Annotated in this window: 15 protein-coding genes; 7 read left to right on the plus strand and 8 right to left on the minus strand. The window is 37.1% G+C overall.

Annotated elements, in window-relative coordinates:
• The first annotated feature begins 152 nt into the window (after positions 1 to 152).
• Genes V7149_RS09110 through V7149_RS09125 form a run of 4 tightly spaced genes read left to right on the plus strand, consistent with a single transcriptional unit; the run spans position 153 to position 5,180 of the window.
• Positions 153 to 1,517, plus strand: a complete 1,365-nt coding sequence (locus V7149_RS09110) for a YheC/YheD family endospore coat-associated protein (protein WP_335345321.1) — start codon at positions 153 to 155, stop codon at positions 1,515 to 1,517.
• Positions 1,518 to 1,577: 60 nt separating this feature from the next.
• Entirely contained in the window at positions 1,578 to 2,681 is a 1,104-nt protein-coding gene (locus V7149_RS09115; RefSeq protein WP_335345322.1) for a YheC/YheD family endospore coat-associated protein, read from the plus strand.
• Positions 2,647 to 4,014: a YheC/YheD family endospore coat-associated protein gene (locus V7149_RS09120; protein ID WP_335345323.1), complete on the plus strand. Its 1,368-nt coding sequence runs from the start codon at positions 2,647 to 2,649 to the stop codon at positions 4,012 to 4,014. Before V7149_RS09115 ends, V7149_RS09120 begins: the two co-directional genes overlap by 35 nt.
• Positions 4,011 to 5,180 (plus strand): YheC/YheD family endospore coat-associated protein, encoded by a 1,170-nt coding sequence (locus V7149_RS09125; RefSeq protein WP_335345324.1) that lies wholly within the window; start codon positions 4,011 to 4,013, stop codon positions 5,178 to 5,180. Before V7149_RS09120 ends, V7149_RS09125 begins: the two co-directional genes overlap by 4 nt.
• A 46-nt stretch (positions 5,181 to 5,226) precedes the next feature.
• On the opposite strand, the gene V7149_RS09130 is transcribed toward V7149_RS09125, so the two are convergent.
• Entirely contained in the window at positions 5,227 to 5,355 is a 129-nt protein-coding gene (locus tag V7149_RS09130) for a hypothetical protein (protein WP_335345325.1), read from the minus strand.
• Between the two features lie 295 nt (positions 5,356 to 5,650).
• Between V7149_RS09130 and V7149_RS09135 the strand changes: the two genes are divergently transcribed.
• Together V7149_RS09135 and V7149_RS09140 are read left to right on the plus strand one after the other, a co-directional pair.
• Positions 5,651 to 5,863 carry a YheE family protein gene (locus V7149_RS09135; protein WP_335345326.1) on the plus strand — a complete coding sequence of 71 codons (213 nt, stop codon included), beginning with the start codon at positions 5,651 to 5,653 and terminating at the stop codon, positions 5,861 to 5,863.
• A 65-nt stretch (positions 5,864 to 5,928) separates the two neighbouring features.
• Entirely contained in the window at positions 5,929 to 6,114 is a 186-nt protein-coding gene (locus V7149_RS09140; RefSeq protein WP_335345327.1) for a hypothetical protein, read from the plus strand.
• A 58-nt stretch (positions 6,115 to 6,172) separates the two neighbouring features.
• On the opposite strand, the gene V7149_RS09145 is transcribed toward V7149_RS09140, so the two are convergent.
• Positions 6,173 to 6,415 (minus strand): hypothetical protein, encoded by a 243-nt coding sequence (locus V7149_RS09145; protein WP_335345328.1) that lies wholly within the window; start codon positions 6,413 to 6,415, stop codon positions 6,173 to 6,175.
• 285 nt (positions 6,416 to 6,700) lie between these two features.
• On the opposite strand from V7149_RS09145, the gene V7149_RS09150 reads away from it, so the two are divergent.
• Positions 6,701 to 6,913, plus strand: coding sequence for an alpha/beta-type small acid-soluble spore protein (locus V7149_RS09150; protein ID WP_335345329.1), 213 nt, complete (start codon positions 6,701 to 6,703; stop codon positions 6,911 to 6,913).
• Positions 6,914 to 6,986: 73 nt separating this feature from the next.
• On the opposite strand, the gene fumC is transcribed toward V7149_RS09150, so the two are convergent.
• The 6 genes from fumC to sigY all read right to left on the minus strand — a co-directional run bounded on the left by fumC (position 6,987) and on the right by sigY (position 10,307).
• Positions 6,987 to 8,369: a class II fumarate hydratase gene (fumC, locus tag V7149_RS09155; RefSeq protein WP_335345330.1), complete on the minus strand. Its 1,383-nt coding sequence runs from the start codon at positions 8,367 to 8,369 to the stop codon at positions 6,987 to 6,989.
• A gap of 368 nt (positions 8,370 to 8,737) precedes the next feature.
• Positions 8,738 to 9,052: a YbjQ family protein gene (locus V7149_RS09160; protein ID WP_335345331.1), complete on the minus strand. Its 315-nt coding sequence runs from the start codon at positions 9,050 to 9,052 to the stop codon at positions 8,738 to 8,740.
• Positions 9,033 to 9,236, minus strand: coding sequence for a hypothetical protein (locus tag V7149_RS09165; protein WP_335345332.1), 204 nt, complete (start codon positions 9,234 to 9,236; stop codon positions 9,033 to 9,035). The genes V7149_RS09160 and V7149_RS09165 overlap by 20 nt, the downstream gene beginning before the upstream one ends.
• Positions 9,237 to 9,242: 6 nt before the next feature.
• Positions 9,243 to 9,458: a sigma-Y antisigma factor component gene (locus tag V7149_RS09170; protein ID WP_335345333.1), complete on the minus strand. Its 216-nt coding sequence runs from the start codon at positions 9,456 to 9,458 to the stop codon at positions 9,243 to 9,245.
• Entirely contained in the window at positions 9,455 to 9,784 is a 330-nt protein-coding gene (locus V7149_RS09175; protein ID WP_335345334.1) for a YxlC family protein, read from the minus strand. The genes V7149_RS09170 and V7149_RS09175 overlap by 4 nt, the downstream gene beginning before the upstream one ends.
• Positions 9,759 to 10,307, minus strand: a complete 549-nt coding sequence (gene sigY, locus V7149_RS09180) for an RNA polymerase sigma factor SigY (protein WP_335345335.1) — start codon at positions 10,305 to 10,307, stop codon at positions 9,759 to 9,761. Before sigY ends, V7149_RS09175 begins: the two co-directional genes overlap by 26 nt.
• Positions 10,308 to 10,544 lie beyond the last annotated feature (237 nt).

Below are 10,544 nucleotides of genomic sequence, written 5' to 3' on the forward strand. Positions count from 1 at the left end.
GGACGTGGCGTTCTTAGTCAGTGTTCCTATTATCGGGCCTTTACGGGCTGTTTGATCTCCCATTATAGAATATTATTTTTCGGCAACTCCTTCAAATGGGAGTCTTACAGCCCGTTAATCTGCGGCAAAAAATTCAAAAATGAGGAATGATCATGAATTTATCATTATTACCTATTACGATTGTTCCAGCCAAATCGTTTCAATATATGGACCACTCAATAAAAATTAGCCATTCCCTCATTCATTATTGGAGAATAAATGAAGCTAAAACATTTGATGTTGCTGTGGGAAACAATCGCATTTCTGTCATGATCGAGAGTGCTCCTATTACAAAGGATGAAATCATCATGAGTGAAGATTTGTTCCGAGAGTTGATGCTGCCTATACAAGTAACACAATTTATTGCACATTATTCCCAAAAGGAAAATACCCTTACTATTGGTCCGGTAATTGGCTTATTGACTGAAATAAGCTTCTCGCAAGAGTTGGAACCTCATTTTCGCTCCATCCATAGTTTTTGCAAGGAAATGCACGATGTAGTATCGGAAATAGGCGGCTTTTTCTATGTTTTTTCATTAACCGATTACTCGGATGGGATCATGAACGGCTATTATCTACTAGATGAAAGCTGGCATAATTCTCCTGTCCCTCTCCCTAATGTCATCTATAATCGTATACATTCACGTAGGCTTGAAGCAAGCTTATTTTTCCAAAAATTTAAGAAGGCTGTTTTCTCACACAATATTCCTATATTTAATGATCATTTTCTCACTAAAAACACGGTCAATGATTTATTAATCTCCGAAGAGTATTTGCATCCTTTTCTTCCGGAAACATTACTAGCAACAGAGCAATCCTTGGAAGAATTAAAGATGAAATACGATTCGATTTTTATAAAGCCTATCCATGGAAGCCAAGGCAGAAATATAATAAAGCTTTCAAAAATTAATAATTCGCTCCAAGCAGAATTATCTACTGCCAAGGGGCGGGACCACACGTATTTGTTTAATACGTACAGCGAGTTTTTCAAATGGATTCAGCCATTTCTTGAGAAGAGAACCTATATTGTGCAACAAGGAATCCCTTTAATAAAATACAAAAATAACCAGTTGGATTTTCGAATCCTTTGTCATCGAAATTTACAAAATTCCTGGAAGGCTACCTCCGCAGTAGCAAGAATATCAGCTGAGGAGCAGTTTGTTTCAAATATTGCAAGAGGCGGAGAAATCATGAAACCTGTTCACGTTTTAACAAAATTATCGGATCGGAAGACAGCCATCCAGCAGCTTGCACTAATGAAGGAGCTTGCAGTAGAAGCCTCGTCTATTATAAGCCATCATTCCGATGGCTTGATGGGAGAGCTTGGGATAGATATCGGGGTGGATGAAAGCGGAAAGCTTTGGATCATTGAGGTAAATGCCAAGCCTTCCAAGAACCTCGGAGAAAATGAAAATAAAATACGTCCCTCTACAAAGGCTTTACTAGAATACTGCACCTTATTAACATATTCCATGTAACAATGAGTCCCAAGATTATTAAACTCAACATCTATGTCTTACTTCAAGGAGGTATTACTAATGCTGTCAATTGGGTTAATGACGTTGCAAACGTCTAATGAAAAACATTATTTCAATGAAATCGCAAAAAGAGCACACCAGCTAGAAATGATCTGTTATCGATTTGTACCCTCTAATATTAATCCCATTTCAGAAAATGTGAACGGGGACTATTTTAATCCCAACACTAATGAATGGGAGGCTTGTGAATTTCCTCTTCCTAAAATACTTTATGACCGTTGTTTCTACAAAGAGGATCCTCATTCCAAACAATGCAAAGCAATTGTAAAATGGCTAAAAACGAAAAAGGAAGTATTATTTTTAGGATACGGTCTGCCAAATAAATTGGAATTGTATCATGCGCTTGAAAATTCAATACTATCACCTTACTTGTTGAAATCGAGTCAAGTAACTTCAGGTCAACATGTCATTCAGCGCCTTATTCCGAATAAGCCTGTCATGATGAAACCAGTAAATGGCTCTCAAGGTAGAGGAATTTACTATTTAGAAAAGAAAAATAATGAAATCATTGTACAAACAGACAAACAAGATAAAACGATTACACGCCAATTCCCTTATGAAGAGAAGGCCATTTCATGGATCGATTACCTCATTAAAGAAAGAGAATATCTGATCCAGGAATACAAGGAGCTTACAAACAATAGAAATCAGCCCTTTGATATTAGAGTACTGCTCCAAAAAAATAAATATGGAGAATGGAAGGAAATTGCCAAAGGGATAAGAACAGGTAAAGAAAAGGGGATCGTTTCGAATATTAGTGCGGGAGGAACGGTTTCTGCTTATGAGGATTGGCTGGCAGCATATCCTCCTTCAGAAAGAGATTACCTAAATAATGAAATAAATGAAGTTTTGAGATCCCTGCCACAAATATTAGAACAGCATTTTCCTCCGCTTTTTGAATTAGGCGTGGATATTGGGATAAGTAAAGATCATGCCATCTGGATACTGGATATCAACTCCAAGCCAGGACGCAAGGTTGCTATAACGATTAATCCATCTTTGGAAGATCCATTATATACTTCCCCCCTTCTTTACGGCAAAAGATTAGATTTTGAAAGGAGACAAATTAATGAGAAAACAATATCAGGTAGAAATTCTTCATGACATCTCCCATCAAGTCTATATCCCAAATGAAGCCGTTCCGAAAACAAACCTATCAAAAATTGCTTTTGGGTCAAAGTCCATTGAAACGAGAATAGACATTCAGCCAAATAGCAAGGAAATGATAAGCCTTAGCAAGGATATCGCCGAGCAACTAAAGCTTCCGGATTTAAAGGTTCCTCTTCATATTTTCAATGATGATGAAACTCTTTTTATTGGACCACTCGTTGGCATTTTCACATCAGGCTTTACCCCTTTTCCGATGCGGCCAATCGGCGAACGGAGCCTATTCTTTGCCAAGCTGCTTTCGGTAAAAAAGGCTGTTGGCGCAATGCCCTTTGTGTTCGGGGAGAAGCATATTAATTGGGAGCAAGGATTAATAAACGGATTATTTTACCACCATAATGGATGGAAGACATTTGAGGTTCCCTTTCCTAACGTTATTTATGATCGGCTGCCTAACCGAAAAAGCGAAAGAAAAGCGGAGCAGAAAAATATAAAGGAAAGGCTGCAATCTGAATATTTAATCCCATGGTATAATCCCGGTTTTTTTAATAAATTAGATATTTTTGACCGGCTAATTCAAGATGACACAATTGCAAAATTCTTACCGGAAACTCATCCCTTTGTTTCATTTTCTGAAATTGAAAGAATGCTGAGCGAATACGGGCATGTGTATGTGAAGCCGATAAACGGAAGTCTCGGCTTAGGAATTCATCAAATCTTATATGATAAAGCAAAAGGTTATTATTTTTGCAGATTCCGAAGCCATGAGGGAGAAAATAAGCTGCTGAAATATAACAGCTTAGAAGGATTAATGAATCATGTTTTTGCAGATAAAAAATTAAATCGAATGCTCGTTCAGCAAGGAATTCATTTATTGCGAAAAGATCAACGGCCAATTGACTTTAGGATACACACAAATAAAAATAATTTTGGAGATTGGGTTGTGACGGCCATTGCAGCTAAAGTAGCAGGGGCTGGAAGTGTGACAACTCATGTTAAGAGCGGTGGGGTCATCCAAACGATGGCCGAGGTTTTTCCATCTTTAGAAGAACAAAGGCTTGCAGAAACAAAACTTTCAAATGCTGCCCTGTTATTAAGCAAAGCATTGGAAGAAAATATGGAAGGTATAATTGGTGAAATTGGATTTGACCTCGGGCTCGATCGACAAGGAAATGTATGGCTATTCGAAGCTAACTCTAAACCGGGCAGATCCATTTTCAAACATCCAGAGTTGAAGGAATTTGATTTTCTAACGAGAAAGCTTTCCTTATCCTTTGCTGTATTTTTGGCTGAAAGGGCGATTTTGAGTCCTGAGGAAGTTTTTAGATGAGCATTTTTTATGACCTTGAACTTAAAAATTGGTTTACTCTTAATAAACAATCGAAAACATTAGGCTTCAATAAGCACCCAGTTCAAATGGTTAGCTCCGCACCCGCATGGAGCCTCTCCTTTCATATTTCACCTCAGAAGGAAGTTCCCTTAATTGGAATTTTAACAGGTAGAAAAAAGGATAATAAAGTAACTGGGAATGGCAGATTATTTAAAGAGCTTCAGAAAGAAATCATAAAAAACGGCGGAATATCCATCGTTTTTACTCCCCAAAATATTAACGACCATTCAATAAAAGGATATATGTATCATCCAACTAAAGATAAATGGTACGCTGTTCAATGCCCTATCCCACATGTTATCTATAATCGGGTACCTTTTCGCAGAATTGAAAAATCAGATTCATTTTATGAAGCTTATCAATTTTTCAAAAGCAAGAACATTCCCTTTTTTAATACGTGTTTCCTTGATAAACATGAATTATATCAAGTATTATCCAAGGATTCTTATTTCCAAAAGCTGATGCCAGAAACTATAAAAATCTGTGAAAAACCTTCGCTAATGAATTTTTTTGAAATGCATCGTCAATTATATTTAAAGCCATCATTAGGTTCAAAAGGAAAGGGCATTTACCTTGCTTCTTTAAATAAGGATTCCACAATTAAATTGCAGGGGCATGAGGAATTACATCTGTATGAAGATTTTCATACCTTTTGGATGAAGTGGAACTCGGTTTTTTTAAAAAAATCGTATATCGCCCAAAATGCGATCGACCCATTGTTATATAATGGAAAGCGGTTTGACTTTCGAATTCTTGTCCATTATGTAAATAATCAATTTAACGTAACAGGCATAGGCATCCGGCAATCAAAGGAACAAAATATAACAACTCATGTTCCTAATGGCGGAATTATTCTGCCCTATAAACAATTACAATCGAAGGAGCATGATCAGTTTATAGTAGAAGTAGCCGATCGTGCAGGAAAGCTATTATCAAAGGAAATCGGTTTTTTTGGCGAATTTTCAATAGATGCAGGAATCTCTGCAGACGGCCAGTATGTGATATACGAAATCAATTCCAAGCCAATGCGCTTTGATGAACAGGAAATAGAAAGGAAAAGATTTCAAACTTTGGCCTGTCTTTTTCTTGAGTTAGCAGGATTTTAATTCAGCAGTCCACAAAAGGAATCAGCCTTATGTGGACTGCTTTTATTTATGCTCTCTTAGTTGGTCCGGCAAAAGAGCGGAACTGTTTCTTTAATTTTTGGCGGGATTTATCATTCCTTAATAAGTACGCTGCTCCTAATGCTAAAGTGGTTAAAGCCCATTTATTTCTATTCATTTAAGCAACTCCTTTTTCGTTTAATAAGTGTACATACTTCTTCTTCCCTTCAACTAAATGAATTACACTGGTTTTTCATGTCATGTGATTTATATTATTGGGTTGTTTGACAAAAAGGTGTAAGATAAGGTGAAACTTCAATCAGTGGGGGTTTTTTTCATCCCCCACTGATTGNNATAATCGGGCTTTTACGGGCAGTTAGTCCCCCACTTACAATTCATTGTTCATACTCGTACCTTTAAAGTGAGGGGCTTACTGCCCGTTAATCTGCGATAAAAGCAAAGGAGGCCGTGATATGTTAACGCATTTTCAATACAAGCCTTTATACGAAAATAAACAATTGCCAGGATGGAAATTTTCCTTTTACTTTAACAAACAGAAATTTAATGGGATTTATCATCAAAATGGTAAAATCGAATGGACCTCAAACACGCCAAATGGAGAAGATGAGATTATATTAATGGAACAAATTCATGAATTAATGCTTTTTCATGTTTATGATCAGTGATTAGTATGTTTTCATAACTTCTTTGGAATGATAAGCCATATCAAATCCAAAGGAGGCATACAGCGATGCCTGATAAAAAAAGTGTAAAAGATGATTCTCATTATGAAGGACGAGACAAGGCATATTTAGACATTGATCGAATGATCAATGAAGGAATGTCGGGCGGCTCCGTACATATGAGGGAAGAAACAACTAATATTGAGGAAGCTAGAGATCTTTTCGAAGAAGATCCCCCATATACAGCTGAATAACTAAGCATGACAAAAAATAGCACTTTCTCAAAATGAGGGTGCTATTTTTTAGTAAAAATTATTCCTTGATCAAGGAGATCTCCTGATTTCCGCATGATAAACATTTCAATAAATGTGGGCATTCTTTGTTTAAGTAATCAGTTGGATAGCCATTTTCCAATTTCATAAGATCAATAGGCATGTATGCACTATAATCATCGTAATAATCCATAACCCTTCCTTGATCGTAAACTCGATTACCGCAAGATGAGCATTTTGTCTTTATTTCCTCAAATCCATTACAGATTGGACAAATAGCCATTTCTATGCCCCCACTCCATACTTAATTATGTCATTCATTTTCCATAACCTTATCGTTCGTAAATACTTTAATAGTTATGACAAAACCATTAGGAAACAATTCCCACTACAAAAAAAGAATAAGCGATCAGAAAAACACCATAATATAGAGTAAACACAGACACACAAACAACTTTCCACTAACCGATGGGTTAAACCAGTTAGAGGTAACAAGTTTATCTTGTGTCGGTGCAACTCCGGCTAACCCAACCATACTAATAAAATTTAATGAGGAGATGAACCCATTATGAACAACAACACAAGAAGCAATTCCTCAAACCAATTACTAGTACCAGGAGTAGCACAAGCACTTGACCAAATGAAGTATGAGATTGCTAACGAATTTGGTGTAAACTTAGGTGCTGACACTACATCTCGTGCCAACGGATCTGTTGGAGGAGAAATTACAAAACGCCTAGTTCAAATGGCTGAGCAACAACTTGGCGGTTACCAACAATAATAATTTGTTAAACACAATTTAATAAGATATGGCTTTAGCCCCCTTCTAAAAGGGGGCTTTTCCATAGGTTTAGCTATACCATCTTTGAAGGATCTACCCACAAATCGAATTGTTCACTTGTAACATGCCCAGTCTTCAGGGCCGCTTCTTTTAAAGTATAATTTTCTTTAAATGCCAGCTTTGCAATCTCAGCTGCCTTTTCATAGCCAATATGAGGGTTAAGAGCGGTGACAAGCATTAGTGATCTATTTACATGATCCGCAATAATCTCTTTATTAGCTTCTAGGCCTAGCAAGCATTTTTCATTAAACGAATCCATTCCATCTGATAAAAGGCGAACACTTTGAATAAGGTTGAAAATAATGACTGGCTTAAAGACATTTAATTCGAAATTCCCTTGGCTTGCGGCAAAACCGATTGTTGCATCATTGCCGAAAACCTGACATGCGATCATTGTAAGTGCTTCACTTTGTGTCGGGTTTACCTTTCCTGGCATAATGGAGCTTCCCGGTTCATTAGCGGGGATAGAAAGCTCCCCAATACCGCTCCTAGGTCCACTAGCGAGCCATCTGACATCATTGGCTATTTTCATGAGATCTGCAGCCAAAGCCTTTAAAGCCCCATGAACATAAACAATTTCATCATGGCTTGTTAAGGCATGAAACTTATTGTCTGATGATTGGAAAGCATGCCCCGTTCGTTTCGAAATTTCTTTTGCAACCTCTTCCCCAAAAGATTTATCTGCATTTATGCCTGTACCTACTGCTGTTCCCCCAATGGCAAGATCTAGTAAATGATCCATTGCTTCCGAAATCATCCGCTCGCTTTTATCAAGCATAGCGCGCCAGCCGCTTATTTCCTGACCTAATGTCAATGGGGTAGCATCCTGTAAATGAGTCCTTCCAATTTTCACAATCGCTTGAAAAGCCTCTTCCTTTTGATGGACGGTTTTCTTCAATGCTTGAAGTGAAGGAATCAGCTTTTCGGCTATTTCGATATATGCTGCTACATGCATCGCTGTTGGGAACGTATCGTTCGAACTCTGGGACATATTAACATCGTCATTAGGATGCACCTTCGTATTTGAAGCTCCTTTTGCCTGCAGGAACTCATTTGCTCTTCTTGCCACGACTTCGTTTACGTTCATATTGGATTGGGTACCGCTTCCTGTCTGCCAGACTACTAGTGGAAAATGATCATCAAATTTCCCTTCAAGAATTTCCACGGTTGCCTGAACAATGGCCTCCTTTTTTACTTCCGATAATTTTCCTAGCCTATTGTTTACAATAGCAGCTGCATTTTTAATTTGGGCAAAGGCATAAATAACCTCCATCGGCATTTTTTCAATGCCAATACGAAAGTTTTCCCGGCTTCTTTGGGTTTGTGCACCCCAATATTTATCCGCTTGTACCTTTATTTCCCCAAGCGTATCTCTTTCAATCCGAAAGTTTTCCATGAAACCACTCCTTGGTAATGTTTATATAATTCCCTTCCCTTATATTCTATTCCCTATTTTTGGACTTTTATCGGTAACTTAGAAAAGGTAGACGTCAGGGCTAGACATAAAAAAAACTGCTTTGCATGAGCAAGCAGTTTTTAGTGTTTCACAACTGTATATCCGATAAAATAACCAAGGACCATAATACTGGCAATAACTAATGTAATTGAAAGCTGTTCCATTTTATATTCCCCCTGATTCTATTTATACGTTAAAAATAGCATAGAAAGAGGGTGAATTTTATGTATAGATAGGAACATTTCGTGACAAGAAGGTGACATATTTATGAACTCTTTGCTCACCTGTTTACAATCTCTTTGCATAACTTATTCAACATAAACAGCCGTTCCATAAGCAATAATTTCTGATGCATTCTGCATAACTGCTGAAGATTGCAGACGCATGCCTATAATCGCATTCGCTCCCTTTGACCTAGCATCTTCTACCATTCTGCCAATGGCCTTCTGTCTTGCTTCTTCCATCATCTCCGTGTATTCACTTATTTCTCCGCCTACAATAGTCCGTAAACCAGCCATAATATCCTTGCCGATATGCTTAGATTGAATGCAGCCTCCTCTGACAAACCCTTTTAAATCTTTAATTTCCTTCCCCGGAACAGAATCAATAGTTACGATAATCATTACGTTTTTCCTCCTCTTTTTCTTTCTGTCTCTCCATGATTAATATGATAAAAATAAGTAAAAACAGAACAGCGTATATGACATAAATCAAAATGGCTATTTTAATATTGATAAACAGCATAACCAATCCAATTATTTGGCTTACGACTGTTAACAGCAGAAACAGCTGCTTTAGTTTCCCCATAAATCTTCATTCCCTTAAATGAGACTTTTTCTTCTTTTTCCACAGCTTCCTTACAAACAGTAAATAAACTAATGTGGGAACCGGCGCCTGGATTAAGCCGATAATTCCCCAAAGCCAATAGTTATGTCCATGTTTCCTTGCATTTATGAATAGAAAAGTACTTTGACTGATCAAAATGACGGCAACAACCATAAGTAACGGAAAAGAAACTTCCTCATTCATGTTTCCTTCACCTGTTTAACGTACTGAAATGACACGAATCCAATAATAAACATTATAGTAAGACCTTGTATCGTGAAAAAGACAATTGGAATACGGTACAGGGCAAATAAAATGCCGCTTAATATAATTAGTGCAATGATTGCGAAAAGTGAAGCATCAAAAATAAGCTTCTTTTTTAAATTTTTATTCTCTTCGACAATCAAATTCTCAAACCACTCTAAACTTGGCGTATGAATAGGTGTACCTTGATCAATTTTTTCTAGGCCGTGCTCAATTTCTTTCATGACGAATAATAAATCTTCATCTTGATGTAGATTTTCTCTCATGTCTCTCTCTCTCGTCATTTATTCTCAGCTCCTTCCTGACAGCCATAATTCCGTTATGAACTCTTGACTTTATCGTACCTGGGGATAGCTTCATCCACTCCCCAATCTCATCATAGGAATAGCCATAATAATGTCTTAATATGATCGGAATCCTTACATCATCCGCCAATTTTCCTAAGGCGGACATGGCATCATTCCATTCTTCATTCCTCGTTTCCAAATGCCATTTTAGCTTTCTGTATTGTTCTTCATCCATCTGGTATGCTTTTTCTCNNTGCTGATCAATATATAAATTCGTAGCAATTGAAATAAGCCAGGAAGAAAACTTTGATTTAAATTGATATAAATGAATTTTTTCAATACATTTAGCCATTGTCTCCTGTGCAAGCTCTTCTGCTGTATCTGGATTCATTGTAACTTTAATTAAATACTTAACTAAGAAGGGGTAATTATTTTGAAAAAGCATGGCTAGAGCGCGTTTATTGCCTGATTTCGCGCTATGTATGAGCTCTTTCTCCTCCATCTGGCTATGTTCCTCTCCTTCGTATCGTCCCGCCTTCTTAACATATGATTTTTCTAAGAAGCATTATAAATTAGACGCTTGATAATAAATAATCGTTCACATCTATTATAAATTTTTTTCATAAAAAAACATGGAAAATTTAAAAAAACTTGGCGAAAAATGCCAAGTTTCTTCTAATCATGTTTTTTCCCTTTATTTTTCTTCCGTTTCTTCTCCCACTTTTTCTTTTCTTTTTCT

It is taken from the genome of Bacillus sp. JJ1503 (assembly GCF_036965125.1).
In the GTDB taxonomy this organism is placed as follows: Bacteria; Bacillota; Bacilli; order Bacillales; family Cytobacillaceae; genus Cytobacillus.

Coding starts and splice junctions, on each gene's coding strand:
- V7149_RS09165 (WP_335345332.1), bottom strand. CDS start 9,236: ATGGGGAAACTAAAGCAGCTGTTTCTGCTGTTAACAGTCGTAAGCCAA.
- V7149_RS09125 (WP_335345324.1), top strand. CDS start 4,011: ATGAGCATTTTTTATGACCTTGAACTTAAAAATTGGTTTACTCTTAAT.
- V7149_RS09170 (WP_335345333.1), bottom strand. CDS start 9,458: ATGAATGAGGAAGTTTCTTTTCCGTTACTTATGGTTGTTGCCGTCATT.
- V7149_RS09120 (WP_335345323.1), top strand. CDS start 2,647: ATGAGAAAACAATATCAGGTAGAAATTCTTCATGACATCTCCCATCAA.
- V7149_RS09150 (WP_335345329.1), top strand. CDS start 6,701: ATGAACAACAACACAAGAAGCAATTCCTCAAACCAATTACTAGTACCA.
- V7149_RS09110 (WP_335345321.1), top strand. CDS start 153: ATGAATTTATCATTATTACCTATTACGATTGTTCCAGCCAAATCGTTT.
- V7149_RS09115 (WP_335345322.1), top strand. CDS start 1,578: ATGCTGTCAATTGGGTTAATGACGTTGCAAACGTCTAATGAAAAACAT.
- V7149_RS09160 (WP_335345331.1), bottom strand. CDS start 9,052: ATGATTATCGTAACTATTGATTCTGTTCCGGGGAAGGAAATTAAAGAT.
- fumC (WP_335345330.1), bottom strand. CDS start 8,369: ATGGAAAACTTTCGGATTGAAAGAGATACGCTTGGGGAAATAAAGGTA.
- V7149_RS09175 (WP_335345334.1), bottom strand. CDS start 9,784: ATGAGAGAAAATCTACATCAAGATGAAGATTTATTATTCGTCATGAAA.
- V7149_RS09135 (WP_335345326.1), top strand. CDS start 5,651: ATGTTAACGCATTTTCAATACAAGCCTTTATACGAAAATAAACAATTG.
- V7149_RS09145 (WP_335345328.1), bottom strand. CDS start 6,415: ATGGCTATTTGTCCAATCTGTAATGGATTTGAGGAAATAAAGACAAAA.
- V7149_RS09140 (WP_335345327.1), top strand. CDS start 5,929: ATGCCTGATAAAAAAAGTGTAAAAGATGATTCTCATTATGAAGGACGA.
- V7149_RS09130 (WP_335345325.1), bottom strand. CDS start 5,355: ATGAATAGAAATAAATGGGCTTTAACCACTTTAGCATTAGGAGCAGCG.